Annotated in this window: 25 protein-coding genes; 13 read left to right on the forward strand and 12 right to left on the reverse strand. The window is 67.4% G+C overall.

Annotated features, from left to right (window positions below; all coding sequences use genetic code 11):
- Both hemG and hemE read right to left on the reverse strand, forming a co-directional pair.
- Positions 1–1304: protoporphyrinogen oxidase (gene hemG / locus ABZW74_RS16155; RefSeq protein ID WP_355277520.1), on the reverse strand; the 1304-nt coding region annotated here is incomplete at its 3' end.
- Positions 1304–2368 carry a uroporphyrinogen decarboxylase gene (hemE, locus tag ABZW74_RS16160; RefSeq protein WP_240857015.1) on the reverse strand — a complete coding sequence of 355 codons (1065 nt, stop codon included), beginning with the start codon at positions 2366–2368 and terminating at the stop codon, positions 1304–1306. The genes hemE and hemG, both read right to left, overlap by 1 nt.
- A gap of 100 nt (positions 2369–2468) precedes the next feature.
- Between hemE and ABZW74_RS16165 the strand changes: the two genes are divergently transcribed.
- Both ABZW74_RS16165 and ABZW74_RS16170 read left to right on the forward strand, forming a co-directional pair.
- On the forward strand, positions 2469–3098 hold the full coding sequence (locus ABZW74_RS16165; RefSeq protein ID WP_240857014.1) for a DUF3000 domain-containing protein: 630 nt from the start codon (positions 2469–2471) through the stop codon (positions 3096–3098).
- Entirely contained in the window at positions 3095–4363 is a 1269-nt protein-coding gene (locus ABZW74_RS16170) for a ribonuclease D (protein ID WP_240857013.1), read from the forward strand. Before ABZW74_RS16165 ends, ABZW74_RS16170 begins: the two co-directional genes overlap by 4 nt.
- An 11-nt stretch (positions 4364–4374) precedes the next feature.
- Here the strand turns inward: ABZW74_RS16170 and dxs are convergent, their stop codons facing one another.
- The 3 genes from dxs to ABZW74_RS16185 form a co-directional block, all read right to left on the reverse strand.
- On the reverse strand, positions 4375–6399 hold the full coding sequence (dxs, locus tag ABZW74_RS16175) for a 1-deoxy-D-xylulose-5-phosphate synthase (RefSeq protein ID WP_355277524.1): 2025 nt from the start codon (positions 6397–6399) through the stop codon (positions 4375–4377).
- 187 nt (positions 6400–6586) lie between these two features.
- Positions 6587–7930 (reverse strand): TRAM domain-containing protein, encoded by a 1344-nt coding sequence (locus ABZW74_RS16180; RefSeq protein ID WP_355277526.1) that lies wholly within the window; start codon positions 7928–7930, stop codon positions 6587–6589.
- Positions 7927–9945: an APC family permease gene (locus tag ABZW74_RS16185; protein WP_355277529.1), complete on the reverse strand. Its 2019-nt coding sequence runs from the start codon at positions 9943–9945 to the stop codon at positions 7927–7929. Before ABZW74_RS16185 ends, ABZW74_RS16180 begins: the two co-directional genes overlap by 4 nt.
- A 148-nt stretch (positions 9946–10093) precedes the next feature.
- Here ABZW74_RS16185 and ABZW74_RS16190 point away from each other — a divergent pair, with 148 nt between their 5' ends.
- The gene (locus ABZW74_RS16190) at positions 10094–10756 is read left to right on the forward strand and encodes a TrkA family potassium uptake protein (protein WP_240857009.1); all 663 of its coding nucleotides are present in this window, start codon (positions 10094–10096) and stop codon (positions 10754–10756) included.
- Between the two features lie 61 nt (positions 10757–10817).
- Positions 10818–11474, forward strand: a complete 657-nt coding sequence (locus ABZW74_RS16195; RefSeq protein WP_240857008.1) for a TrkA family potassium uptake protein — start codon at positions 10818–10820, stop codon at positions 11472–11474.
- Between the two features lie 16 nt (positions 11475–11490).
- Here the strand turns inward: ABZW74_RS16195 and ABZW74_RS16200 are convergent, their stop codons facing one another.
- Both ABZW74_RS16200 and ABZW74_RS16205 read right to left on the reverse strand, forming a co-directional pair.
- Positions 11491–12171 carry a DUF3159 domain-containing protein gene (locus ABZW74_RS16200; protein ID WP_240857007.1) on the reverse strand — a complete coding sequence of 227 codons (681 nt, stop codon included), beginning with the start codon at positions 12169–12171 and terminating at the stop codon, positions 11491–11493.
- A complete protein-coding gene (locus tag ABZW74_RS16205; RefSeq protein WP_240857006.1) occupies positions 12155–12529 on the reverse strand; it encodes an OB-fold nucleic acid binding domain-containing protein in 375 nt (124 codons plus the stop codon). Before ABZW74_RS16205 ends, ABZW74_RS16200 begins: the two co-directional genes overlap by 17 nt.
- Positions 12530–12652: 123 nt before the next feature.
- On the opposite strand from ABZW74_RS16205, the gene ABZW74_RS16210 reads away from it, so the two are divergent.
- The gene (locus tag ABZW74_RS16210; RefSeq protein ID WP_355277534.1) at positions 12653–13381 is read left to right on the forward strand and encodes an alpha/beta fold hydrolase; all 729 of its coding nucleotides are present in this window, start codon (positions 12653–12655) and stop codon (positions 13379–13381) included.
- A 3-nt stretch (positions 13382–13384) separates the two neighbouring features.
- On the opposite strand, the gene ABZW74_RS16215 is transcribed toward ABZW74_RS16210, so the two are convergent.
- Together ABZW74_RS16215 and dut are read right to left on the reverse strand one after the other, a co-directional pair.
- Positions 13385–14263, reverse strand: coding sequence for a DUF3710 domain-containing protein (locus tag ABZW74_RS16215; protein ID WP_240857004.1), 879 nt, complete (start codon positions 14261–14263; stop codon positions 13385–13387).
- 216 nt (positions 14264–14479) lie between these two features.
- A complete protein-coding gene (dut, locus tag ABZW74_RS16220) occupies positions 14480–14983 on the reverse strand; it encodes a dUTP diphosphatase (RefSeq protein WP_240857003.1) in 504 nt (167 codons plus the stop codon).
- Positions 14984–15059: 76 nt separating this feature from the next.
- On the opposite strand from dut, the gene ABZW74_RS16225 reads away from it, so the two are divergent.
- On the forward strand, positions 15060–15539 hold the full coding sequence (locus ABZW74_RS16225; RefSeq protein ID WP_240857044.1) for a DUF3093 domain-containing protein: 480 nt from the start codon (positions 15060–15062) through the stop codon (positions 15537–15539).
- 71 nt (positions 15540–15610) lie between these two features.
- Here ABZW74_RS16225 and ABZW74_RS16230 read toward each other — a convergent pair whose 3' ends face one another.
- A complete protein-coding gene (locus tag ABZW74_RS16230; RefSeq protein ID WP_240857002.1) occupies positions 15611–15910 on the reverse strand; it encodes a DUF4193 domain-containing protein in 300 nt (99 codons plus the stop codon).
- 444 nt (positions 15911–16354) lie between these two features.
- Between ABZW74_RS16230 and cei the strand changes: the two genes are divergently transcribed.
- Positions 16355–17065 carry an envelope integrity protein Cei gene (gene cei / locus ABZW74_RS16235; protein WP_240857001.1) on the forward strand — a complete coding sequence of 237 codons (711 nt, stop codon included), beginning with the start codon at positions 16355–16357 and terminating at the stop codon, positions 17063–17065.
- A gap of 43 nt (positions 17066–17108) precedes the next feature.
- On the opposite strand, the gene ABZW74_RS16240 is transcribed toward cei, so the two are convergent.
- Complete coding sequence (locus ABZW74_RS16240; protein ID WP_240857000.1) at positions 17109–18014, reverse strand: inositol monophosphatase; 906 nt, start codon at positions 18012–18014, stop codon at positions 17109–17111.
- Positions 18015–18158: 144 nt separating this feature from the next.
- Here ABZW74_RS16240 and ppgK point away from each other — a divergent pair, with 144 nt between their 5' ends.
- The 5 genes from ppgK to ABZW74_RS16265 all read left to right on the forward strand — a co-directional run bounded on the left by ppgK (position 18159) and on the right by ABZW74_RS16265 (position 22343).
- Positions 18159–18962, forward strand: a complete 804-nt coding sequence (gene ppgK / locus ABZW74_RS16245) for a polyphosphate--glucose phosphotransferase (protein WP_240856999.1) — start codon at positions 18159–18161, stop codon at positions 18960–18962.
- A gap of 191 nt (positions 18963–19153) precedes the next feature.
- Positions 19154–20602, forward strand: coding sequence for an RNA polymerase sigma factor (locus ABZW74_RS16250; protein ID WP_355277540.1), 1449 nt, complete (start codon positions 19154–19156; stop codon positions 20600–20602).
- A 126-nt stretch (positions 20603–20728) separates the two neighbouring features.
- Positions 20729–20833, forward strand: coding sequence for a putative leader peptide (locus tag ABZW74_RS16255; protein WP_355277543.1), 105 nt, complete (start codon positions 20729–20731; stop codon positions 20831–20833).
- Positions 20834–20929: 96 nt separating this feature from the next.
- On the forward strand, positions 20930–21880 hold the full coding sequence (locus ABZW74_RS16260) for a sulfite exporter TauE/SafE family protein (protein ID WP_240856997.1): 951 nt from the start codon (positions 20930–20932) through the stop codon (positions 21878–21880).
- Positions 21881–22136: 256 nt separating this feature from the next.
- Positions 22137–22343 carry a hypothetical protein gene (locus ABZW74_RS16265; RefSeq protein WP_240856996.1) on the forward strand — a complete coding sequence of 69 codons (207 nt, stop codon included), beginning with the start codon at positions 22137–22139 and terminating at the stop codon, positions 22341–22343.
- 82 nt (positions 22344–22425) lie between these two features.
- Here the strand turns inward: ABZW74_RS16265 and ABZW74_RS16270 are convergent, their stop codons facing one another.
- Positions 22426–24108: a DEAD/DEAH box helicase gene (locus ABZW74_RS16270; protein WP_355277556.1), complete on the reverse strand. Its 1683-nt coding sequence runs from the start codon at positions 24106–24108 to the stop codon at positions 22426–22428.
- Between the two features lie 427 nt (positions 24109–24535).
- Here ABZW74_RS16270 and ABZW74_RS16275 point away from each other — a divergent pair, with 427 nt between their 5' ends.
- The gene (locus ABZW74_RS16275; protein ID WP_240857042.1) at positions 24536–25633 is read left to right on the forward strand and encodes a YihY/virulence factor BrkB family protein; all 1098 of its coding nucleotides are present in this window, start codon (positions 24536–24538) and stop codon (positions 25631–25633) included.
- The last annotated feature ends 62 nt before the right edge of the window (positions 25634–25695 follow it).

Genomic DNA, 25695 nt, shown 5'->3' on the forward strand with positions numbered 1-25695 from the left:
AGCCGCCGCGGCCGACCGGCCAGCACTTCGGCCATCCGTGCCAGGTGACCGGGCGCGTACACCGGCAGACCGCCGGTCCACCGCTGCACCACCACGTCGGTGATCTGCGACGACAGCGCTCCGACCCCGGCCGCGTCGCACACCTCGTCCAGATCTGCGAGCGCCTCGGCAACCAACCGATCGTCGACGCCGGGTTCCTCGAGTTCCGACGGCACGGGCGCCCCGAATCGCCCGAACGACGCCCGAACCGAGACCGGCGCGCAACGATCGGCCAGATGCTCCCACTTCTGCGAACTGAAGGTGAAGGCCTTGGCGCGCAACTGTTCTCCGGTGGCGACCAGAACGCCGGAGTGATCCGGCAACCGTGTGGCGGGAGCCAACGCGAGCGAGACGACCACCGACGACGCGCCCGAGACCTCGGCGAGCGGACCGGCCATTCCTGGACACTCCGACGCCAGCAGTGCCGCGGCCACCTGGGCGGGGACCGCCAGGATCACCGCGTCGTACTCCTGTGGATCGTCGTCGACCCCGATCGCCCACGAATCGCGCTCGTGGCGCAGCCCGGTGATGGTTCCACCGAGTCGAACGTTCGCCGACGCCGCCTCGACGAGTGCGTCGACCAGCACGCGATATCCGCCGACCAGGGTGCCGAAGACAGGTCCCGACGCCCCGGCCCCGGCCCCGATCACCTCGTTGACCGCGGTCGTCAGCGACGGTGCGCCCGCGTCGAGTCGCGTCGCGAGTGCCGGTAGCGCCTCCCGAACGCCGATGTCGGCGGCCAGACTGGAATACACCCCACCCAGCATCGGATCGACGCTGCGGGCGACGACCGACGGGCCAAAGCGGTCGGCGACGAAGTCACCGACAGACGGGTCTGTGCCCGCACGCCACCGGAGTTCGCGATCCGCCTCGGCCGACATCCGCGTCAGATCATCCGAATCAACAAGGTCTGCAACCGATTCCACCGAAGCGGGGATACCCATCAACGCGGGCGCAGGTAATGGGTACAGACCTCCACCCGACCAGATCGCCGGCCGCATCGCCGTCGGCGACACCACACGGTCACCCAGCCCGAGTTCGCGCACCAGCTCGAGCGCTTCGGGACGCCGCACGATGAATGCCTCGGCGCCGACGTCCACCTGGCGCCCGCCGACCTCGGTGGTGTGCAGAATGCCACCGAGCCGGTCTCCCGCGTCGAAGACGTCGATGTGCGCATCCGGCCCGAGCCCTTGCCGGAGGCGCAGTGCCGCAGTCAGACCCGAGATCCCACCGCCGATCACCGCGACGCGCGCCCGGTGCGCCATCAGAGGCTGTGAATCCGTTCGACCACGCGGGTGAGGACATCAGGGTCGGTGCCGGGCAATACGCCGTGACCGAGGTTGAAGATGTGGCCGGTCGCACCCGCGGCGATCGCGCGGTCGCCATCGGCGACCACCCGGCGCACCTCGCGGTCGACGACCGCGTCACCCGCGAACAGCAGGGTCGGATCCAGGTTCCCCTGCACGGCTTTTCCCGGACCGACGCGGCGCGCGGCCTCGTCGAGGGGCACCCGCCAGTCCACGCCGATGACGTCGGCCCCGGCGTGGGCCATCGACGCGAGCAGTTCCCCGGTACCGACGCCGAAATGGATTCGCGGAACACCGTATTCGGCGACCTCGGCGAGCACACGGGTGCTGTGCGGTGCCACGAAGCGCTGATAGTCGGCGACCGAGAGCATGCCCGCCCAGGAATCGAACAACTGGATGGCGTCGACACCGGCGTCGAGCTGGACCCGCAGGAAAGCGATCGTGATGTCGGCAAGACGGCCCATCAGATCGTTCCAGAGCTCCGGCGAACCATGCATCATCGCCTTGGTGCGCTCGTAGTTGCGGCTGGGCCCGCCTTCGATGAGGTAGGACGCCAGTGTGAACGGCGCACCGGCGAAACCGATCAGCGCGGTGTGTTCCCCGAGTTCACCCAGGATCAGTTCGACGGCCCGGCCGATCGCGCCGACCGATTCCGGCTCCAATCGGGGTATCGCGCGGACCGCCGACTCCGAACGCACCGGCGCGGCGATCACGGGTCCGGTGCCGGCAACGATGTCGAGGTCGATGCCTGCAGCCTTCAGCGGAACCACGATGTCGGAGAACAGGATGGCGGCGTCGACGTCGTGTCGGCGGACCGGCTGCAGAGTGATCTCACAGACCATCGCGGCGTCGAAACACGACTCCAACATTCCGTGTTCGGCCCTGATGGCCCGGTACTCGGGCAGCGAGCGTCCCGCCTGTCTCATGAACCACACCGGACGGCGAGCGGGTGTGAGCCCGGTCGCTGCCGCCACCAGCGGCAGATGCGACCGGTCGGCGCGGATTCGAGGTGTGTGCGACATCGTTGTTCACTCTGCCACGCGACCCACCGGCGACAGGCCCCAGGTCTGCCGTACGGCGCGCCTCCGCCGCTGCTCGCCACCGCCGACCTACCGTCGAACGGTGACGTCTTCGGGAGCTGAAAGCGAGCCGGCTGATTTCCGCGCTGCGGTCGAGTCGCTGCACGCCGCTCGGATACGGCGGGAAATCGAAGTCGGCCCGATCCGGCCACCACAGCGGCTCGCACCGTACAGCTATGCGATCGGCACCGAGGTGCGCGCACCCGACGATGTCGCACCCGACGAGGTCCCGGTCGACTCCCCGGGCAGCGCCTTCGGACGCCTGATCCTGCTCTATGACCCGGCCGGTCAGGACGCCTGGAACGGGACCATGCGCCTGGTCGCCTACATCCAGGCCGAGGTCGAGGCCGCGCTCGCGATGGATCCGTTGTTGCCGGAAGTGACTTGGAGCTGGCTCAGTGAGGCGCTGGGCGTGCCCGTCGGGTCGACCGCGACTCCTGACGACAGCGCGGGTGTAGCGGTCACCGCCCTGGGCGGCACGGTCACCTCGACCACGTCGGTTCGCTACGGCGACATCGCCGGCCCGCCACGTGCCCATCAACTGGAGCTGCGCGCGTCGTGGACGGCCGTGACCGCCGACGGCCTGGGCAGCCACCTCGAAGCCTTTTGCGAGGTGCTCGCGTCCGCTGCGGGGCTGCCGCCGGTCGGGGTCACCGAACTCGGCCCCTCATGAGCGAAGCGGACACGCCCGAGAGCGGGTCCCCCACCGACTCCGAGCCGGTCGAGACCACCCCGTTGCTCTCGCCTGCCGACGGGGTTCCGCCGGTGCTGACGTCCGCGCAGCAGTTCGCCGAGACCGCCGCCAAACTGCTCGCCGGATCGGGACCGATCGCACTCGACACCGAGCGCGCTTCGGGCTACCGGTATTCGCAGCGTGCCTACCTGATCCAGATCCGACGCCGCGGTTCCGGGTCGTTCCTGCTGGACCCGATCGCCGAACCCGAGGCGCTGGCCCCGGTGATCGCCGTGCTCGACGGTCCAGAATGGGTCCTACACGCCGCCGACCAGGATCTGCCCTGTCTTCGTGAGCTCGGCTTCCGGTGCGCGGAGCTCTATGACACCGAACTGGCCGGACGGCTCCTTGGCCTGGCCAAGGTCAACCTTGCGGCGATGGTGGCGCACTTTCTGGGTCTGGGGCTGCAGAAGGGCCACGGTGCGGCCGACTGGTCGCGCCGCCCACTCCCCGACGAGTGGCTCAACTACGCGGCCCTCGATGTCGAGGTACTCGTCGAACTGCGCGACGCGATGGACGCCGCTCTCGTCGACGCCGGCAAAGACCGTTGGGCGCGTGAGGAATTCGCCTACGTCCTCGAACGCCCACCGGCGCCGCCGCGTGAGGATCGGTGGCGCCGCACCTCGAGTATCCATACGGTCAAGAGCGCTCGGGCACTGGCTGCGGTCCGCGAATTGTGGTCAGCCCGTGAGCACATCGCCGAGCGGCGTGACGTGGCGCCCGGGCGCGTGTTGCCGGACTCGGCAATCATCAATGCGGCCACGGTCAGCCCCAAGACCACGGCCGAACTCACCCGCCTCCCGGTGTTCGGTGGACCTCGTCAGCGCAGGCAGGCCGGTACTTGGCTGGCCGCGTTGCAACGCGCGCGAGAGCTTCCCGACGACGAACTGCCGCCCCGCAAGGCGCCGGCGACGGGCGGACTGCCACCGACCAACCGGTGGGAGCAACGCAACCCCGAGGCCGCCGCTCGGCTGGCCGAGGTCCGGTCCGCGCTGGCGACGATCGCAGAGGAACATTCGGTGCCGGCGGAGAACCTGCTCGCACCGGATGTCATGCGGCAGCTGTGCTGGGACGGACTCCCGGAAGCCGCACCGACGGCCGAACAGGTGGATCAGCGTTTGGCGTCGGACGGTGCCCGCGCCTGGCAACGCGCCCTGTGCGCGGAACCGTTCGCGGCGGCCTTCGCCAAAGCAGCGGTCTCCTAGGAGATCTGCGCTCAGCGCTGGTCGTCGACCTGAGGTTCGACGGCGTCGTCGGTGTCGAGGCCTGTGGCGTCGAGTTCTGGGGCGTCGAGTTCTGAGGCGTCGAGTTCTGGGCCGTCGGCAAGGGGCCGGTCGAGTCCCGGTGCGCTGTGCATCCCGGCAACGGTCGCGGTGATCGAACGCGCGAGATCCTGTGCGGTCAAACCGAACTCGGCAAGGATCTGGCCGCGCGACGCGTGCGGGACGAACTGCTGCGGAATTCCGCGGATCTGCACGGGAACCAGGATGTCGGCGGCCGCGACCGCTTCGGCGATGGCAGCGCCCACTCCCCCGCTGACACCGTTGTCCTCCAGCGTGACCACCAACCGATGACGCCGGGCGGCATCCACGATCGAACCGGCCACAGGCAGGATCCAGCGCGGATCGACCACCGTGGCGTCGATACCCTGCCGGGCGAGGCGCTCGGCGGTGTCGACGGCCAGACCGCAGAAGGCCCCGATCGCCACGATGAGGACGTCGCCACTCGCCTCGCCGAGACCGGCGGCCGCGCGGTGCAGGACGTCCACGCCGTCGTGGAGTCGTTCGACGGCTCGAATGTCCTCGGGCACAGCACCTTTCGAGAAGCGCAGGGCCGTGGGTCCGGTGGTGGTCGCCAACGCCTCGTCAAACTCCTCGCGCAGCCGGACCGCGTCACGAGGTGCCGCCACCCGCAAGCCGGGCACCATCGCCATCAGGGACAGATCCCACATGCCGTGGTGGCTGGGCCCGTCGGGACCGGTGATCCCGGACCGGTCGAGCACGAGGGTCACCGGAAGTTTGAGGAGGGAGACGTCCATCAAGAGCTGGTCGAAGGCCCGGTTGAGGAAGGTCGAGTAGATCGCGACCACCGGATGCAGACCACCGAGGGCCAGTCCGGCCGCCGACGTCATGGCGTGCTGTTCGGCGATCCCGACGTCGAACATGCGGTCCGGGTACTTCTCACCGAACGGCGTGAGACCGGTGGGTCCCGGCATCGCCGCGGTGATGGCGACGACGTCGTCGCGCGCGGCGCCCGCGTCGAGCAGCGCCGCGGAGAACACCGATGTCCAATCCTGTGGGGCCACGCTGGTGGCGCGGCCGGTCACGGGATCGATGATGCCGGTCGCATGCATCTGATCGGCCTCGTGGTTCTCGGCCGGCGCGTAGCCCATGCCCTTGCGGGTGACGACATGAACGATGACCGGTCCACCGAAGTCGCGGGCCGACCGGAGCGCCGACTCGACCGCGTCGACGTCGTGCCCGTCGACGGGGCCGACGTACTTCAGGCCCAGGTCGGTGAACATCGCCTGCGGCGAGAGCAAGTCTTTCAGTCCGCTCTTCATGCCGTGCAAGACGGCGTAGGCGGGTTCTCCGACCACGGGCAGCTGCTTGACGGCCTTCCGGCTCTCGTCGAGGAAGCGCTCGTAACCCGGCTGCAGCCGCAGGCCCGACAGGTGACTGGCAAGCCCGCCGATCGTTGGTGCGTACGACCGTCCGTTGTCGTTGACGACGATCACCATCGGCCGGTCGGCGGCCGCGATGTTGTTCATCGCTTCCCAGCACATACCGCCGGTGAGCGCTCCGTCGCCGACGATCGTGACGACGGTGCGGTCGGGCTGGCCGGTCAGGGCGAAGGCTTTGGTCAGTCCGTCGGCGTAGGACAGCGCCGCGGAGGCGTGCGACGACTCGACCCAGTCATGCGGGCTCTCCGACCGTTCTTGGTAGCCGGTGAGTCCGCCCTTCTGCCGCAGGTGGTCGAAGTCGTCTTTGCGCCCGGTCAGGATCTTGTGCACGTAGCACTGGTGACCGGTGTCGAAGATCACCGGATCGTGGGGCGAGTCGAACACCCGATGCACCGCGATGGTCAGCTCGACCACACCCAGATTCGGACCCAGATGGCCGCCGGTCGCCGACACCTTGGCGATCAGGAACTGCCGGATCTCCGCGGCCAGTGTCTCGAGTTCGGCGGGCGAGCACGCCTGCAGATCGGCCGGTGAATCGATCCGGTCGAGCACGCTCATCGTTTCCTCCATCCGGACCCGGCCATGGTGTCTGGGGCTGCTGTCGGCGACTGTTGTCTGTGACTGTCGTCGGGGGCTGTGTGCGGGGAGGGCGGCAGGCCCGACCCCTGTCTGGAACAGTCTACGGACTTCGCCACCCACACCCGAGCCCCGCGGTTCGGTGAACCCGACGAAAACCCACGCGACGTCACGCGGTTGAACGGTTGCGAACGAGGCAGGCAATCGCCTCGACATGGTGCGTCAGGACAAACGCGTCGAAACCCCGCAGCCCCACCACGGAGTAGCCGTGTCCGGCAAAGAGGCCAAGATCACGCGCGAACCTGGCGGCGTCGCAGCCGACGTGCACCACCACGTCGGGTTCGGCGGCGGCGATCGCGCCGATCACGCGTTCACCGGCACCGGTCCGTGGCGGATCCAGGACCACCAGGTCGGGGTGAGGCAGCGAACCGATCTGTGCCGCAACCTCACCGGCGTGGATGACGACCCGGTCATCGCCGTCGAAGGTCTTCTCCGCCGCCGCCAGTGCCCGGGTGTCGGAATCGACCACATGCACTGCCCCGACTCCCAGATCGCCGACCCCCAGATCACTGACCCCCAGATCGCCGTCGAGTAGTGCAGCGGCGAACACCCCGGCACCGCCGTACAGATCCCAGGCCACCCTCGGGGGTGTCGATGCGTGCGCGCGGGCGAACTCGACGATGGTGTTCGCATAGGTTTCCGGAGCATTCCGATGCGCCTGCCAGAAACCGGTGACCGGAATCTGCCACGACCGAGCGCCCACCCGGTGTTCGGCGACATCGGTGCCCTCCAGTAATCGTTCGGCGCGGGGCGCGCGAAGACGGTGCCGGCGCTGCTGCACCTGCTTCCGTGAGCGGCCGGAACGGCCCGGCCGGGGTGTGGCGACGGGCGCCAGTTCGGTGACGTGGCGTCGGCCCGCATCGTCGAGCACGATCACCAGTTCGGCATGCGGGGTGAATCCACCGTCGATTCCCGCCGGTATCCGGGGGTCTGGCTGGGCGCAGCTCACCCTGGTGATCACCTCGTCGGCGCGGAAGCCGAGTTGTCCGGCGAACCCAGCGTCGTCGACGGCCAGTCGGGTTCGAATCCGCCAGCCGGTGGGGTCATCGGCCAGTGCCCTGACGCCCGAGTCCAGGTCGGTGTCGGCCACCACCGTGTCGGGCAGGTGGCCGACGCGGCGCAGTACGTCCACCAGGACGTCGCGCTTGAGGCCACGAGCGTGGACCGGGTCGATGAACGCCAGATCGCAGCACCCAGCGCCCGCGGCGGCCGCCGCACACACACTTGGCACTCGGTGCGGCGAGGCGTCGAGGATCTCGACCGTCTCGGCCCGCCAGAACGATGGATGCGAGTCATCGGTGATGCGGGCCCGCACCCGCTCGCCCGGCACGGCACCTCGAACGAAGACCACCCGGCCGTCCGTTCGGCCCACGGCCGCCCCGCCGTTGGCGAGCGCGTCCACGGTGATCTCGAGAGTCGTCGAACCGGGGTCCTGCGGGTCCGTCGGACTCACCGACGTTCCGGGTCGCCACCGAGCGCACGCCGGGTCTCCCCCGGTGCCCAGTAGCTCGGGTCGGCCTTGCGGCGGTCCGACGAGGTCAACTGCCACGGCACCGAGGTCACCATCACGCCCGGTTCGAACAGCAGGCGCCCCTTGAGACGCAGCGCCGACTGGTTGTGCAGAATCTGCTCCCACCAATGCCCGACAACGTACTCGGGGATGAACACGGTGATGACATCGCGCGGATTCTCCCGCCGCACGCGACGCACGTAATCGATGACCGGCCGGGTGATCTCACGGTACGGCGACGCGATCACCTTGAGCGGGACCGTGATGTCGCTGGCCTCCCATTGCGACACCAGCTTGCGGGTGTCGCGGTCGTCGACGTTGACGGTGATCGCCTCGAGCACGTCGGGACGGGTGGCACGTGCATAGAGAAGTGCGCGCTTGGTGGCCAGGTGCAGGGTGGAGACCAACACCACCGAGTGCGTGCGACTGGGCAACACCGTTTCCTCGTCGTTCTCCTGCGCGCGTTCGAGTTCGGTCTGTACCGAGGCGTAGTGGTGATGGATCAGCTTCATCAGGATGAAGATCGCGACCATCGCCAGGATCGCGATCCAGGCGCCCGCGGTGAACTTGGTGATGAGGACGACGATGAGAACAGTCGCCGTCATGACGAGGCCGACGCTGTTGATCACGCGCGACTGCATCATGCGTCGGCGTGCCCGAGGGTCGGTCTCGGTGCGCAACAGCCGGGTCCAGTGCCGCACCATGCCGGTCTGGCTGAGGGTGAACGACACGAACACGCCCACGATATAGAGCTGGATCAGGGCCGTCACCTGAGCGCCGAAGGCGACCACGAAGACGATCGCGGCGAGCGCGAGGAACACGATTCCGTTGCTGAATGCGAGCCGGTCACCCCGGGTGTGCAACTGGCGGGGCAGGTAACGATCCTGCGCGAGCACCGATCCCAGCACCGGGAATCCGTTGAACGCCGTGTTGGCCGCCAGCATCAGAATCAGGGCGGTGACGGTGGCGACGAAATAGAAGCCGGGTGTGAAGGTGTCGAAGACCGCGTGCGCCAGCTGCGCGATCATCGCCTTCTGCTGGTAGCCCTCGGGTGCCCCGATCAAGTCTTGCTCGGGGTCCATCACGTATTTCGCGCCGATCTTCTGCGCCAGCATCACGATCCCGAGCAGCAGGATGATCGCGAAGGTTCCCAGCATCAGGAGTGTGGTGGCCGCGTTGCGCGACTTGGGTTTCCGGAAGGCCGGCACACCGTTGCTGATCGCCTCGACACCGGTCAGGGCCGCACAGCCCGACGAGAAGGCCCGGGCGATCAGGAAGACGAAGGCGATTCCGACGAGGTGGTTGTCCTCGGCCTTGATCTCGAAGCCTGCGGTCTCGGACTGGACATTCTCGCCGAGGACGTAGATCTCGAAGAATCCCCAGATCAACATCGCGAGAACGCCGATGATGAAGGCGTAGGTGGGAGTTGCGAGGAACGCGCCGGATTCCTTGATGCCACGCAGGTTCACCGCCGCGAGGAGCACGATCGCGGCGACGCAGAACCACACCTTGTGTTCTTCCACGAACGGGATCGCCGACCCGATGTTCTCCGCCGCCGACGAGATGGACACCGCGACCGTCAGCACGTAGTCGACCAGCAGTGCGCTGCCTACCGTCAGACCCGCATTGGGACCGAGATTGACCGTCGCGACCTCGTAGTCGCCGCCACCGGACGGGTAGGCGTGCACGTTCTGGCGATAGCTGGCCACCACCACCACCATGACGACGGCGACCGCGACGGCCACCCACGGTGTGTAGGCGAGCGCGCTGACACCGGCCACCGACAGGACCAGGAAGATCTCCTGCGGCGCGTACGCCACCGACGACATGGCATCGGACGCGAATACGGGCAGCGCAATCCGCTTCGGCAGGAGCGTGTGACCCAACGTGTCACTGCGGAATGGCCGCCCCAGAAGCAGGCGCTTGGTCGCGACGGACACCTTCGACACGGTGGACACCAGGCAACATTAGAGCCTGTGATATCCATTGGCCACCAAGGGCCGGGTCGGCACCCGAAGGATGGTGTGTGCGGGTAGGTTCAAGGTCGGCCCGGGCCTGGATGCAGCTCGGCCGGACGATGAACGTGTGGTCGACGGAAGGAACGTCGTGCGGGTTGTGATCATGGGTTGCGGACGGGTCGGTTCGGCGCTCGCAATGGCGATGCAGAAACGTGGTCACGAGGTCGCGATCATCGACCGCGATGCGTCGGCCTTCTCGCGTCTGAGCCCCGATTTCACAGGTGTGACCATCGCCGGCGTCGGCTTCGACCGTGACGTCCTCGAACGCGCGGGCATCGAGAACGCCGACGCGTTCGCGGCGGTGTCCTCGGGCGACAACTCGAACATCATCTCGGCCCGCGTCGCGCGGGAGACCTTCGCCGTGGAGCGTGTCGTCGCCCGCATCTACGACGCGAAACGTGCCGAGGTGTACGAGCGTCTGGGCATCCCGACCGTTGCGACCGTGCCGTGGACCACCGAGCGGTTCGTCTCGGCCCTCGGTGAGACGTCCACGACCACGGAGTGGCGCGACCCCTCCGGATCTCTGGCGGTGGCCCAACTCGACATCCACGAGTCGTGGATCGGAACCACTGTCGGCAAGTTCCAGGAACTGACCGGCGCACGTGTGGCATTCCTCAACCGGGTCGGACACCCGGTCCTGCCGGACGTGAAAACCGTGCTGCAGCAAGACGATGTGGTGTTCGCAGCCTGCCTGCTCGACAACCTCGACAATGCCCGGGCGACCGCATCCGGCCCGGCCACACACGACTAGGGCAGGCTCCGCAGATGCTCCGCACTTCCAGTCCCACCACCTCTGACCGAGGAGTTCAGCCATGAGAGTCGCCATCGCCGGTGCCGGTGCGGTCGGTCGGTCCATCGCCCGAGAGCTGCTCACCAATGCCCACGAGGTGACGCTTTTCGAACGTCAGATGGGTCATATCGACGAGAAGGCGGTCCCCGGAGCCACCTGGGTCCTGGCCGACGCCTGCGAGCTGTCGAATCTCGAACAGGCCGATCTGCACACCTTCGACGTCATGATCGCCGCGACCGGCGACGACAAGGCCAACCTGGTGGTCAGCCTCCTCGCCAAGACCGAGTTCGCGGTCAATCGGGTCGTCGCACGGGTGAATGATCCGCGCAACGAATGGCTCTTCGACGAGGACTGGGGCGTGGACGTCGCGGTCTCCACCCCCCGGCTGCTCGCCTCGCTGGTCGAGGAGGCCGTCTCGGTCGGTGATCTGGTGCGGCTGATGACCTTTCGACAGGGTCAGGCCAACCTGGTCGAACTGACGCTCCCGGCCAACACGCCACTGGCCGGTAAACCCGTGCGCAAGCTCACCCTGCCGCGCGATGCGGCGCTGGTCGCGATCCTGCGCGGCGGCCGGGTGATCGTCCCGCAGTCCGACGACCCGATCGAAGGCGGCGACGAGTTGATCTTCATCGCGCCCGACGACGTGGAACCGGCGCTGCGCGACGCCATGCAGGTCTGACCCGCTGCTGCAGCGATCAGTTGCGGGACTGTTCGGGCCCGAGCCGGTCGGTGGAAGACTGCTCGATTTTCTGCTCGGACTCGCCGTGTTCGGACTGGGTGGCCCGTCGCACCAGGTACACGGTCGCGAGTACCGCGATTGCCGTGAGTGGCCAACCCATGGCGATGCGGGCAACCGCGAGCCACCCGGTCTGGTCGTGGTCGTAGAGCTGCGACTGCAGCACGTAGCGCGCCACGAACACGAGTGCCCAGACCGCGGTTGCCAGGTCGTAGGCCCGCAATGTGGCGCGGCTGCGCCGCCACCCGGTGCCCTGTCCGTTCACGAGATGCCAGGCCACTCCCACGAGCGGCCACCGCACGACGATGGAGATGACGAACACCACCGCGTACACGAGCGTCGTCCAGATGCCGAACAAGAAGTAGCCCTTGGCATCTCCGACCCGATGGGCGATGAACACACAGATGGCCACGCCGAGCAGACCCGATACCGCGGGGGTGAGCGCCTCCCGGCGCACCAACCTCAGCACGAAGATGGCGACGGCGGTCGTCAGTGCCGCGATGATCGCAGCGCGTAACCCGAAGAACGAGTTCACCGGCACAAAGACGACGACCGGCACGGTCGAATAGATCAGTCCGGACACACCGCCGAGTTGTTCGAGAACCGACGGGCTTTCGGAGGACTCAGTCCTCTGTGCCATGCAACTCGTAATACGGGTTGTAGATCACCTTGTTGCCCTCGTGCAGTCCCAGACGTCCGCGAACAGTCAGCTTCCGGCCGGGCTCGATACCGGGAATGCGATTGCGTCCCAGCCATTTCAGGGTGACGACATCGCTGCCGTCGAAGAATTCCGCCTTGACGCCCGCCTTCGCGGTACGTGAGCAGGTCTCCACCGATCGCAACTCACCGTGCATCGTCACCTCGTCGCCGCGACAACACTCCGAGGCCCGCTGGGCACCCGTTGCGCGCGACTCCTCGGCGATCTTCTCCGCGTCGGCGTCACCGAGATCCTCGGTCAGCCGGCGCGTCAGTCGCTTCAGGTAACCGGCTGTGGGCATCACAACCTCCAGGCTTTCTCTTCGCTTGTGGAGTCTGGCTGTTTCGGGCTGGCGAACGACTCCATTTCTCGCCAGCGTAGACCTGTCCGTCTACTGGTGACAACGCCGGAGCATGATCATTCCATGCCACTGAATGACCGGCTTGTTTCGCCCTCGCCGAGAGTCCTGGTTGCCATCCCCGGCACCGGATCCGACGGCGACCACATCGGCCGCGCATTCGGCCCCGCGGCCACCTGGCTCGGCGTCGAACTCATCGCGCTGGAACCGGAAAACGACCTGGTGGCAGGCTATCTACGCAGGCTCGATCAGCTGAGCGCCACGGCAGGCAGGCTGCTGGTGGGCGGGGTGTCGATCGGGGCCGCGATCGCGCTCGAGTGGGCTCTGAAAGCGAGCGCCGAGAAGTGTGCCGGGGTGCTTGGTGCGCTGCCCGCGTGGTGTGGGGTGCCGTCGTCGGCACCGGCCGCCCACAGCGCGCTGGCCACTGCCGAATCACTGCATACCGCGGGCCTGGACGCCACGGTCGCCACCATGGCGGCCTCGAGCCCGACCTGGCTCGCCGAAGAACTGTCCCGATCGTGGCGCGCGCTGTCCGGCGGGCTGGAAGCCCAGTTGCGTGCGGCCGCCGCCTACACGGCGCCCGAGGCGGAGGCGTTGACCACACTCGAGGTCCCGCTGGCGATCACCGCCGCGACCGACGACCCGGTCCATCCCATCGACGTCGCTCGCCGGTGGTGTTCCGCCGCGCCGCGGGCGAGGCTGGTCGAGGTGACCCTCACCGAATGGGGTGAGCATCCCGCAATCCTCGGCAACGGCTGCGCCCGCGCGTACGCGCAGATGCTCACTGCCGATTAGGGATCAGCGCCGGCCGCGCCGCCGGAACCGCTGCATGGCCGAACCCGACGACGGGGCCGGCGGCGGCTCGTCGTCGGCCGGCCCCGCGGCCGTACCCGCGGAGTCATCGTCCTCGGCGACATCCTCGCCGGCGTCGGTCCAGACGGTGGCCGCAGCGAGCTGATCGATCGCGCCACCGGGAACCGGTGCATCCGCATCTGTCGCATCCGACGCGGGGGCAGCCGAACCAGCAGCTGGGCCGGACGGGGCGATGAGCGGGCCAGGCCCTTCTTCTGCGGCAGCCATCTCCTCCATCATCTGCTGCTGCGCTGCCGCAACCTGCTCGGCGAGTACCGGCGGCAGCGTGATGGGCAGTGGATCACGAGGAGGGTATGGCTCGGTACCCCGTCGGACGACGGTTTCGGCGAGCACCGCACGCGCGAGCTGGGCCATCTCCGACGCCGACGTCGTCGGGCCACTCGCGACGCAGCGCACCATCCAGCGGGGGCCGTCGACGCCGATGAAGCGGTGGGTCGCGCCGTCGAGTTCCCCCACCACTTCGCGGCCCCAATGGCCGTCGGAGATGCTTGCCTGGGCGCCGTCGTCACGCAACGATTCGGCAAGTTCCCGGACCACCTCGCGCCAGAGTCCCGGCGATTTGGGAGCGGCATAGGCCGACACCGTGATTCGGCCGTGCGGGGTCACCAGGTAGACCGACTGCGGTTCATGATCCGCCGACATCTCCACGGTGACCTGGCCGCCTTCGACAACCGGCACGAGCACCGAGCCGAGGTCGAGATGTGAGTTCTCGAGCTCGTGGGGATCGGTCGCGAGATTCTCGATGTCGTAGGGACCGCGTGCCTCGCCGATCCGTGGTGCATCGGTCTGTGATTCATCGGCCATGGATGCTCCTCGTGCCCGCCCCCATGGTGTGCGTCCCGCCCGTCGGCGTTGAATCCCTCAGCGCCCGATTCCTCTGCGCCCGATTCCTCTGCGCCCGATTCCTCGGCGCCCAATCCCTCAGCGCCCAAAACCTCAGCGCCCAAAACCTCAGCGGCCCCGTGACCCCCGTCGTGTCGACCATGAACGCACAGTATCCGAACGCGCACCGGATCGGACTCAGGTGCGCGACTCCGGTGTGGCAGGCGGTGGATCCTGCAAGACTGCGTGGCCACCGCTCGAGCCGTATCCGCCGGCACCCCGGCTGGTGTCGTCGAGTTCGGTCACCTCCATGAACTCCGGCAACTCGACCCGCTGCACGACGAGCTGCGCGATCCGATCGCCACGAGAGATCGAGATCGACTGTTCGGGATCGAGATTGATCAGACACACCTTGATCTCGCCGCGATAGCCGGCATCGATGGTGCCCGGCGAGTTGACGATCGACAGCCCGGCGCGCGCGGCCAGGCCCGAGCGAGGGTGGATCAATCCGACGGTGCCCACCGGAAGCGCGACCGCGATCCCGGTGCCGACGAGTTGTCGTCGGCCCGCGGGCAATTCGAGGTCGATGGTGGAATAGAGGTCCACGCCCGCGTCGCCCGGATGGGCACGCACCGGTAGTGGCAACTCAGGGTCGAGGCGTCGGATCGGAATAGGTGCGAGAGGGGTGGGTTCTGCGCTCACGCAGGCAGACTACGCTGGTCGCGTGATCGAACCCCACTCACCCGACAACGCAACCGGCCCGTCGGAGGGCGGGCTGATGCCGTATGACGAACGTCTCCACGTCCCTTGGTGGTGGTGGCTGGCGGCCCTGGTCGTCGTCGGTGTCGTAGGTCACGAGATCGAGTTGGCGGCGCATGAATCCGCCTGGGGTTTGCTGGCCTACCCGGTGGTGGCGCTGTTGTGCGCGGCCGTGCTGTGGTCGATGGGGCGGGTGCGGATCAGTGTCACCGCCGACGGTGAACTGCACGCCAACCGAGCCCGGCTGCCCCGATCGGTGATCGCTCGCGGCGCGAGCATTCCGGCGACCGCGAAGAGCGCCGCACTCGGGCGGCAGCTCGATCCGGCCGCATATCTGGTGCACCGGTTCTGGGTGAAGACGATGGTGCTGGTCGTGCTCGACGACCCCGACGACCCCACGCCGTATTGGCTGGTGTCGACTCGACATCCCGCCCGGTTGCTCGCCGCGCTGGACATTCCGGACGCCGCGGCCGAGAAGTCGGACGACCGGCAACAATAGGCCGCTGCTGGACCCACTGTGCCGGCGGACTCACCGCGTCGATGCGGTGAGTCGATCTGTTCACCTGCCGGTCAGGCGCAGTCCACGCAGATCATCGTGGTGCCGTTCTCCCGCGCCAGCCGGCTGCGGTGGTAGACGAGAAAGCAGCTAGTACAAGTGAATTCGTCTGCCTGCTTGGGGATCACCCGCACGGACAGTTCCTCACCCGACAGATCTGCACCGGGCAGTTCGAAGGACTCAGCGGTGTCACTCTCGTCGACATCGACGGCAGCGGCTTGCGCCTCGCTGCGCCGAGCCTTCAGTTCCTCGAGCGAGTCCTCGTTCAGGTCCTCGGTCTCCGTGCGTCGTGGCGCGTCGTAATCAGTAGCCATTGTGTGCCTTACGTGGTTGAGAGTCTCAAAGGGCGCTCTCGGCTGCCCGGCTTGTGGCCGAGAAGCCCGTGGATGCGCGCAGCCCCGCCGGGATTGTCTTGCCGGCGGCGTCACTACAACGTCATGACCGGTGCAATTCGTTACCCGTAACCGTTCAGACCGCTGTGAGTTTCATCACATTTGGTCCTTTACTCCCCCTGGGCCGTGGAGAGCAGGCGCCCGAAGAATAGTGGACCGGATTGCTTGGGTCAACAATTACCGCAAACGAGTTTCGCGGCGTGTTTCTTCCCGGCATCGGCAACCGAGGAGGTGGCACACCGTGCCCATTACGGACTCCACCGCCGTCCACCCTCTACAGTGAGCGAGACCCAGACCGATGGACCGACTCCAACGTCGGCTCCATCACCGGCCTGGGCCCCCGATCGGGAGAGGAGCCCGTCCGCCGTGGTGTCGCAGATTACGACCGGCTACCCGACCGACGAGAACGGTCGGGCCTACCGGCGCCGACGCTACGTGCCGGCGATCGTCACCGTCGTGGTCCTGCTTGTGGTGGGCCTGATCGTCTGGGCCACCGCCTTGGCCGACAGCGACAACCAGAGCGCCCCGACGGACTGCAATCAGCCGACTCCGGCTTCCTCGACGGCCCCGGCCCCGGATGCCGGCAATCCCGCGCCGGCCACCACCACACCCCCGCATCTGAACGCCGTGAGCCGCACCGACATGCTCGAGGTGGCACCGGCACCACTGTCGACCTTCCAGGTGCGCGTATTGAATGCGTCCGCCGAGCGCGGCGCTGCACGTACCGTGTCCGACGACCTGGCCGGTCAAGGATTCAGTCCGGCAACCGACACAGCGTACGGCGACGACGCCCTCTACCCGAACCGCGACCTCAACTGTGTCGCGCAGATCCGGTTCGGTCCGGCCGGACGCGCTGGTGCAGCGTCGGTCTGGCTGGCCTTCCCCTGCGCGCAACTCGTGGACGACGGCCGACGCGGAAGTACGGTCGACGTCGCCCTCGGCGAGTACTACAAGAACACCGAACTCTCGCAGGACACCCAAGCGGCCCTCGAGGTCCTGCGCTCGGCCGACCCGAAGAAGCCCGAGACCGGTGTCGACCCGGCACTGCTCTCTGCGGTCCATTCCGCCGGCTGCTGACCCGAGGTTTTTCGCCCCGCCCGCCACCGCTCCTGTGACCGGCTCACACAACGCGCGCCCGCGCGCCGACGTCGTCGAGGATCTCGGACAGTTCGGTGGCGATCCCGGGCGCCATGGCCACCGTCAGATGCCCTTCCGACGACCGCGATTCCGGCGGTGGAGTCGACACCACCGCACCCGCCTCGGCGGCGATCAGCGATCCGGCGGCCCAATCCCACGGGCTCAAACCGTGCTCGTAGTGGGCGTCGACGGCCCCGCTGGCCACCATGCAGAGATCGAGCGCCGCGGCGCCGATCCTCCTGATGTCACGAACCCTGGGCAGCAGACGCGCGACGATGTCGCCCTGCGCCTGCCTGCGGTGTGCGTCGTAGCCGAAGCCGGTGGCGACGAGCGCGAGTTCGGCCCGGTCGATCGTGTTGCAGGACAGCCGTAACCGACTGCCGTCGGCACCGTGGACATGCGCGCCCCGACCCAGGGCGGCGGTGTAGGTGAGCCCGCGGGCCACGTCGACGACCGCTCCCGCGACCGACTGCCCGTCGATCTGCGCTGCCACCGACACCGCGTACGCAGGAATTCCGTACATGAAGTTGACCGTGCCGTCGATCGGATCCACGACCCACCGGACACCGGAGGGCACGGCGACGGTTCCGCCCGCCTCCTCACCGAGGATCTCGTCGTCCGGGCGTGCCTTGTGCAGCAACGCACGCACCAGTTGCTCGGTCTCGGTGTCGGCCACGGTGACCGGATCGGTTTCGGTCGACTTCGTCGACACGACCGAACTGTCGGCGCCGGAATCGGTCTGGCCGAACAATTCTGGCCTGCGTAGACGGACATGGTCGGCGGCAGCTTGTGCCACCGACCGCGCAATCGTCTCGAGGTCGTGCGCCTCGTCTGGTGGGTATGCGTCCGTGCACCGCGGATCGGTAGGTCCATTCGCCACAGGCTCCATTGAACAGCACGCGAATCGGTCGGCGGTCCGCGGAACCGCACCGGCGGAAACCGCAGGCGGCGCAGCATCGTCGGCAACCAAGCGATCCGCGCCCCGGCTGGATAGCCTGAACTTGTATTCGTCGCCGCCGGAGAGGACGTCGTAATGGCCGAGTCAGCACCGACCGAGTCACCCGAACCTGATATCGCCACCACCTCAACCAATCTCGGGTTCGGAGTGGATGTCGGCGGTTCGGGCATCAAAGGCGGCGTGGTGGATCTCGACACCGGCGAACTCGTCGGCGAACGGTTCAAGGTGCTGACCCCCAAACCCTCGACGCCGAACGCGGTCGCCGGCGGTGTCGCCGAGGTCGTCGAACACTTCGACTGGGACGGACCGGTCGGCATCACCCTGCCGGGCGTGATCACCGAAGGTGTCATGCGCACTGCGGCCAACATCGACAAGGGCTGGATCGGGACCGACGTCTACGCCCTGTTCAGTGAGTACCTCGGCGGCCGGCAGGTGTCGGTACTGAACGACGCCGACGCCGCCGGCATGGCCGAGGACGCATACGGCGCGGGCAAGGGCGTCGACGGTGTGGTGATGCTGCTGACCTTCGGCACCGGCATCGGCTCGGCGATCCTCATCAACGGCACGCTGGTGCCCAACACCGAGCTCGGGCACATGTACGTCGGCAAGAAGGAAGCCGAACATCAGGCGTCGTCGCGGATCAAGGAGGAGAAGGGGTGGTCGTATGAGAAATGGACCGAGCATGTCTCCACAGTCCTCGAGGCCTACGAGGCGCTGTTCTGGCCCAAGGTGTTCATCGCCGGCGGCGGTATCAGCCGCAAGTCCGCCAAGTGGATCCCATTGCTCACCAACTCGACCCCGGTGGTGCCGGCCACCCTGCTGAACACCGCAGGCATCGTCGGTGCGGCCATGGCCGTGTCGCAGGGACTCAAGACCTGACCGGGGAAACGTAGCGCGACACCGGTTGCGCACGACCTCGGCGATGCCGTGTGACCTGGCCTTTGACACATCCTTGAACCCGATGTCGTTACAATGGTCGTCACCGGTCATGTTGCACCGAGTACCAAGCCCTCACCCGCGGTGGCCCGTGCTGCCGCGACGCGTCAAAAGTCAGTTTCGAAAGGTTGTACGTGGCAGCCACCAAGACCGTTCACTCGGACGCCGAGGTCGACGAGACAACGGATTCGTCCACCGACGGCTCGAGCGAGCAGACACCCGCCAAGCGCCCGGCCAAGAAGGCGGCCAAGAAGGCAGCCCGCAAGGCCCCCGCCAAGAAGGCCGCGCGTAAGGCTCCCGCCAAGAAAGCGGCCAAGAAGGCTGCGGCCGGGCCCGACGCCGGCGGCGACACCGATGCCGAACCCGATGACAGTCCGGATTCCATCGACGACATCGACGGCCCCGACGCCGAACTCGATGAGGACGTCGAGATCGACGACCTCGACGTCGATGACGAGGACGACGCCACCGACGACGACTCGGACGACGACGAGGAGGAGGGCGACGCCGAAGAGCCGGCGGCCGCCACCTCGAAGCCCACTCCCGCCACCGACAAGGCCAATGCCGCCAAGGACGTGCCGGAGAAGTCGGCAGGTGACTTCGTCTGGGACGAGGAAGAGTCCGAGGCACTGCGTCAGGCCCGCAAGGACGCCGAGCTCACCGCCTCGGCCGACTCCGTGCGCGCCTACCTCAAGCAGATCGGCAAGGTCGCACTCCTCAACGCCGAGGAGGAGGTCGAACTCGCCAAACGCATCGAGGCCGGCCTGTTCGCCACCGAGCGCCTGCGTCGGATCATGGCGTCCGGCGAGAAGATCAGCACCGCCCAGAAGCGCGATCTCAACTGGATCTCGCGAGACGGCAACCGCGCCAAGAACCACCTCCTCGAAGCGAACCTCCGTCTGGTCGTGTCCCTCGCCAAGCGCTACACCGGCCGCGGCATGGCCTTCCTGGATCTCATCCAGGAAGGCAACCTGGGTCTGATCCGCGCCGTCGAGAAGTTCGACTACACCAAGGGCTACAAGTTCTCGACATACGCCACCTGGTGGATTCGGCAGGCGATCACCCGCGCGATGGCCGACCAGGCGCGCACCATCCGCATCCCGGTGCACATGGTCGAGGTCATCAACAAGCTCGGCCGTATCCAGCGCGAACTTCTTCAGGACCTGGGCCGCGAGCCCACTCCGGAGGAACTCGCGAAGGAGATGGACATCACGCCCGAGAAGGTCCTCGAGATCCAGCAGTACGCGCGTGAGCCGATCTCCCTCGACCAGACCATCGGCGACGAGGGCGATAGCCAGCTCGGTGACTTCATCGAGGATTCGGAAGCCGTCGTCGCAGTCGACGCGGTCAGTTTCACCTTGCTGCAGGATCAGCTGCAGTCCGTGCTCGAGACGCTGTCGGAGCGCGAGGCAGGAGTGGTCCGGCTGCGGTTCGGCCTGACCGACGGTCAGCCGCGCACGCTGGATGAGATCGGGCAGGTGTACGGCGTCACGCGCGAACGTATCCGGCAGATCGAGTCCAAGACGATGTCGAAGCTGCGCCATCCGTCGCGTTCGCAGGTGCTGCGCGACTACCTCGACTAGTCGAGCTCCCTCTCACGCCACGTCTGGCAACCCATCTTCGGGTGGTCTTGTCAACCTTGCGTTCACGGCGATTCCGACGGACGGCTGAATGCGGGGATTGGTGTCGCGCGTTCGTACGATGTCGGAATGTCGGATTCTCTGAGGCAGGCGGTCGTGCTGCCGTCTACCCCGATGCTGGTCACCAGAAGGGCGGTCGACCTGCTCCGGGTTGCCTCGATGCTGTGTAGGTAGCGGCCCGCGCATCAATGCGCAACGAAGCCCCCGATTCGTTTCCCCGCGCCCACCTCGTGATCTCCACGGCGCGCCTGCATCGAAAGCACCCTGCACATGCCAACCATCGTTCTCATTGCCCTGGTCGGATTCGCCGCCCAACTCGTCGACGGCAGCCTCGGCATGGCCTACGGCGTCACGACCACCACACTGCTCTTGGCGATCGGGACCAACCCGGCCGCCGCGTCGGCCACCGTGCACCTCGCGGAGATCGGCACCACCCTGGTCTCGGGTGTCTCGCACTGGAAGTTCGGCAACGTCGACTGGCGCGTGGTCCGCCGGATCGCGATCCCGGGTGCCATCGGCGCTTTCCTCGGCGCGACGATCCTGTCGAAGCTGTCCACCGAGGCGGCCGCTCCCGTGATGGCCGCGATCCTGCTGGCCCTTGGTCTCTACATCCTGCTTCGCTTCACCTTCCAGGGCATTCCGCGCCACAACCTCGGCAAGCCGCTGCGCAAGCGTTTCCTGGGTCCACTCGGCTTTGTCGCCGGCTTCGTCGACGCCACCGGCGGCGGTGGCTGGGGACCGGTCGGCACGCCCGCGATCCTGGCGAGTGGACGTCTGGAGCCCCGGAAGGTCATTGGTTCGATCGACACCAGCGAATTCATCATCGCGCTCGCTGCGAGCCTCGGATTCCTGTTCAGCCTGGGCTCGCAGGGCATCAACTTCGCGTGGGTCGGGGCAATCCTCATCGGTGGTGTTCTGGCCGCCCCGATCGCGGCCTGGCTGGTCCGGCACGTGCCTCCGCGTCTGCTCGGTTCGTCGGTGGGCGGTCTCATCGTGCTCACCAACACCCGCAGCCTGCTCAAGAGCGATCTCATCGACGCATCGGCATCGGTGCGTACGGCGTTCTACCTGGTCATCGCCGTTGCGTGGGCGGCAGCGTTCGCCTACTCGCTGCGCGAGTACCTGCGTGACCGCGAGAACGAATCCTCGGATGCGGTGTCGGAGTTGCGGGAGCAGCGCGAGTCCGAGGAGTCGGTGGGCGCCGCGTCCCCAACCGCATGACGGGCGTTGCGATCCACCTGCGCGCAACGATCACTCCCGAAACTGTGACCCCGGTCGCACCCTGCGTAACGTCGTCTTTTACCGGTGTTGCCGACGATGTTCGCGGTGTTAACGGTGAGTGACGACACACCGACCCGCCCTGCGGAACAATACGAAACCCCCAAGCGTCTGACAGAGTGAGGTTGACGCATCGCCCGGATGTGTCGGCTCACGAAGGGAAGGCGACCGACAGGCGCCGGACCGGGACGGAGGAATCATGAATGACATTGCCACCACAACCCCGATCTCCATGTCGCTCACTGCCGCCGACCGCTGCGATCGCTGCGGCGCCGCGGCAAAGGTACGCGCCGTCCTCCCCAAGGGGGGCGAGCTTCTCTTCTGCCGTCATCACTTCAACGAGCACGAGGCCCGACTCGTCGAGCTGAGCGCGACCGTCGTGGAGTCCGCGGGCGAACTTGTCTGACCCAGCAAACCTCAGACCTGATTCAGGCCCGGCCGGTTCTTCCGGCCGGGCCTGAATCGTGTCGGGTGTCGACGGACTGTGCTCAGCGCCACTCACGCAGCGCGTTGATCCGTTCCCGAAGCTGATCCGCGCTCGCCATCGCTGTCGGCGGACCGCCGAGTTTGGTGCGGAGTTCGTTGTGCACCATGCCGTGCGGCTTCCCCGTCCTGTGGTGGTGCATGGCGACCAGACTGTTCAGTTCTTTTCGGAGCGCATGCAGGTTCTCCCCCGTGCTCCGCGGCGCGGTTGCGGCCGCCCCGACATCCGGCACCGCGGCCGACCGTGCCGTCACCTGTTCGTCCTGCCTGCGCCGCAGTAGTGCGCGGACCTGGTCCGCATCGAGCAGGCCGGGCAATCCGAGGTAGTCCGACTCCTCGTCGGAACCCGCGAAGGTGGCGGTCCCGAACGACGAACCGTCGAAGATCACCTGGTCGAGTTCGGCGTCGGCATGCAGCGACTGAAAGCCCTTCTCCTCCTCGCCGGGCTCGTCCTTCTGCTTGTTCGCATCGGTCAGCAACGCGTCATCGAGGCCGTCGCTGTCGCGGTGCGGTTTGCCGAGCACGTGGTCGCGTTCGGCTTCCATCTGGCTCGCGAGGTCGAGGAGCACCGGCACCGACGGCAGAAACACGCTGGCCGTCTCCCCCGGCCGACGAGACCGGACGAATCGGCCGATCGCCTGCGCGAAATACAGCGGTGTCGACGCACTCGTCGCATAGACCCCGACCGCCAGCCGCGGCACGTCCACACCCTCCGACACCATGCGGACCGCGACCATCCACTCGTCGTCCGACGCGGCGAACTCCGCGATGCGCGACGACGACTTCGGGTCGTCGGACAGCACCACGGTCGGCTTCTTGCCGGTGATGGACGCCAGCAGTTCGGCGTAGTCACGCGCCGAGGTCTGATCGGTGGCGATCACCAGTCCGCCCGCGTCGGGCACACCACCGGCGCGCAGCTGCCCCAGCCTGGTGTGTGCAGCGGTCAGGACCGCCGGAATCCAGTCGCCGTGTGCATCGAGGGCCGTGCGCCACGCGCGCGCCGTGTGCTCGGCGGACAGCGGCTCGCCGAGGCGGGCGGTGAACTCCTCACCCGCACTCGTTCGCCAGCTGGCCTGACCGGAATACGCCAGGAAGACCACCGGACGCACCACGCCGTCGGCGAGCGCGTCGGCGTAGCCGTAGGTGTGATCGGCGCGTGAGCGCTGCACGCCCCCGGGTTCCGGCTCGTAGGTGACGAACGGGATCGGCGAGTCGTCGGACCGGAAGGGTGTCCCGGTCAGCGCCAGCCTGCGGGTCGCGTCGGAGAAGGCCTCCCGGATCGCCTCACCCCACGACTTCGCGTCGCCGCCGTGGTGAATCTCGTCGAGGATCACCAGCGTCCGCCGGTTCTCGGTCCGAACGCGGTGTCGCGCGGGGTGAGCCGCGATCTGCGCGTAGGTCACCACGACACCGTGATAGTCGCTACTCGTCTGTCCGGCGGAGTTGCTGAACCGTGAATCCAGGGCGATGCCGACTCGCGCCGCCGCCTCACTCCACTGGTGCTTGAGGTGCTCGGTGGGTGCGACCACGGTGACCTGATCGACCGTGCGGTCGTCGAGCAGTTCGCGAGCGATGCGCAGGCCGAAGGTGGTTTTGCCCGCGCCCGGGGTCGCGACCGCGAGGAAGTCGCGCGGACGCTTCGTCAGATACTTGGTCAGCGCGCGACGCTGCCAGGCGCGCAGCGGCATCGACGAAGCGGGCACCGCGGACGGTGCCGCGGCGTCCCCGGCCAGTGTGGGGTTCGCGACAGACGGATCGGCAGAGGTCACCGGTGTGCTGCTCCTGACTGCAAGTGAAACGTCACCGTGCCGACCAGCAACGATGACTGGTCATCCCTGGTGGGAGGCACAAAACGACCCCTCAGTGTGGGTGTCACACATGCCAAGGGGACGGGCCAATGCTACCGCTGCGCGGCGTGCCGTCGCGCACCGCGACACGTTCCACGGGGGCGATACCGGTCACCCGGGCGGTCATGATCCGACGCACCGCAGGTCAGCGGAATACCCATTTGCCGCCGCGATCAGGAATGCTGAGGGAATAGCCGGCAGAAATCGAAACCCCGCCCCCCTCGCCGACGACGAACCGTCGCCGGGCGAGTCGGCTTTGCCGGAGTCGATACCGTCGGAGCCGGCCGGCGATCCCACGGCCCCCACAGAACCCATCCGGGCGCCCCGGCGGCCGGGACACGATCACCCCTTCGACGACAACCCCGACTCCGGGCAGCGGCGGCCCGTGTTCCGCAACCTGCATGTGCTGGCGTGGCGCACGACCGTGAACGCCTGGGACCACGGCATCGTCGGATGGTCGGCCCAGGCAGCCTTCTGGCAGGCGCTGTCCTTGCCGCCGTTGCTCCTCGGCTTGCTGGGCAGCGTCGGCTACGTCGCCGGGTGGTTCGGTCCCGACACCGTCGACGTCGTCTACGACCGGATCATCGCTTTCGCCAACCGCACGTTCTCCGACAGCGTCGTCAGCGACCTGATCACCCCGACCGTCGACAACGTCCTCAACCGCGGGCGCGTCGGTGTGGTGTCCCTCGGCTTCATCCTGTCACTGTGGGCGGGGTCGTCGGCCGTGTCGTGTTTCATCGCGTCGATCGTGCACGCCCACGACCAGCACGAAGTCCGAAACCCCGTGTGGCAGCGAATCTTCGCGCTACTGCTCTACGTCGGCTTCCTCTGCGTGGCGGTGTTGCTGCTCCCGCTCGTCGCCCTCGGACCGAACTATCTACACGACATCGTGCCCGACTCGTGGGACCCGATCATCACCACGCTCATCGACTACGGGTACTTCCCGTTCGTCGCCGCTCTGCTGCTGCTGGTGCTGACGACGCTCTACCATCTGGCGTTGCCCCATCCGCTGCCGTGGCACCGGCTCGTCGGCGGAGCGGTCCTCGCCGGCATGGTGTTCTGGATCGCCAGCTTCATCCTGCGCATCTACCTGACTGCGGTCACGCGCGCCGGTTACTCCTACGGCGCACTCGCCACACCCATCGCGTTCCTGCTGTTCACGTTCTTCCTCGGGTTCGCGATCGTGCTAGGCGCAGAGTTCAACGCCGCGGTACAGGCCCTGTGGCCGGCGAAGGCGTCCACCACGACGCAGGTTCGCGAGTGGGTCAATTCGCAGACCTCCGACATCACCGGACAGCTCCGCAATCTGCCGGATCGGTTGTCCTCGGGCCCGATCCGGCGATCACGGCCGCCGTCTGATCGGTGAACGCCAATCCGAACTAGTCGAGTCAGCGACTCACCGTCGGCGTTGCCGACGATCATGGAGGC

Origin of the sequence: Gordonia sp. NPDC003585 (assembly GCF_040610755.1) — a bacterium.
In the GTDB taxonomy this organism is placed as follows: domain Bacteria; phylum Actinomycetota; class Actinomycetes; order Mycobacteriales; family Mycobacteriaceae; genus Gordonia.

What these genes read in the sequence shown, in the direction of transcription:
- ABZW74_RS16255 (WP_355277543.1), top strand. Translation starts at nt 20,729, where the DNA reads ATGTCGGATTCTCTGAGGCAGGCGGTCGTGCTGCCGTCTACCCCGATG.
- ABZW74_RS16215 (WP_240857004.1), bottom strand. Translation starts at nt 14,263, where the DNA reads ATGGCCGATGAATCACAGACCGATGCACCACGGATCGGCGAGGCACGC.
- ABZW74_RS16265 (WP_240856996.1), top strand. Translation starts at nt 22,137, where the DNA reads ATGAATGACATTGCCACCACAACCCCGATCTCCATGTCGCTCACTGCC.
- ABZW74_RS16230 (WP_240857002.1), bottom strand. Translation starts at nt 15,910, where the DNA reads ATGGCTACTGATTACGACGCGCCACGACGCACGGAGACCGAGGACCTG.
- ppgK (WP_240856999.1), top strand. Translation starts at nt 18,159, where the DNA reads ATGGCCGAGTCAGCACCGACCGAGTCACCCGAACCTGATATCGCCACC.
- ABZW74_RS16205 (WP_240857006.1), bottom strand. Translation starts at nt 12,529, where the DNA reads ATGCCCACAGCCGGTTACCTGAAGCGACTGACGCGCCGGCTGACCGAG.
- dxs (WP_355277524.1), bottom strand. Translation starts at nt 6,399, where the DNA reads ATGAGCGTGCTCGACCGGATCGATTCACCGGCCGATCTGCAGGCGTGC.
- ABZW74_RS16200 (WP_240857007.1), bottom strand. Translation starts at nt 12,171, where the DNA reads ATGGCACAGAGGACTGAGTCCTCCGAAAGCCCGTCGGTTCTCGAACAA.
- ABZW74_RS16195 (WP_240857008.1), top strand. Translation starts at nt 10,818, where the DNA reads ATGAGAGTCGCCATCGCCGGTGCCGGTGCGGTCGGTCGGTCCATCGCC.
- ABZW74_RS16170 (WP_240857013.1), top strand. Translation starts at nt 3,095, where the DNA reads ATGAGCGAAGCGGACACGCCCGAGAGCGGGTCCCCCACCGACTCCGAG.
- ABZW74_RS16240 (WP_240857000.1), bottom strand. Translation starts at nt 18,014, where the DNA reads ATGGAGCCTGTGGCGAATGGACCTACCGATCCGCGGTGCACGGACGCA.
- ABZW74_RS16260 (WP_240856997.1), top strand. Translation starts at nt 20,930, where the DNA reads ATGCCAACCATCGTTCTCATTGCCCTGGTCGGATTCGCCGCCCAACTC.
- hemE (WP_240857015.1), bottom strand. Translation starts at nt 2,368, where the DNA reads ATGTCGCACACACCTCGAATCCGCGCCGACCGGTCGCATCTGCCGCTG.
- ABZW74_RS16225 (WP_240857044.1), top strand. Translation starts at nt 15,060, where the DNA reads ATGCCGTATGACGAACGTCTCCACGTCCCTTGGTGGTGGTGGCTGGCG.
- ABZW74_RS16210 (WP_355277534.1), top strand. Translation starts at nt 12,653, where the DNA reads ATGCCACTGAATGACCGGCTTGTTTCGCCCTCGCCGAGAGTCCTGGTT.
- ABZW74_RS16270 (WP_355277556.1), bottom strand. Translation starts at nt 24,108, where the DNA reads ATGCCGCTGCGCGCCTGGCAGCGTCGCGCGCTGACCAAGTATCTGACG.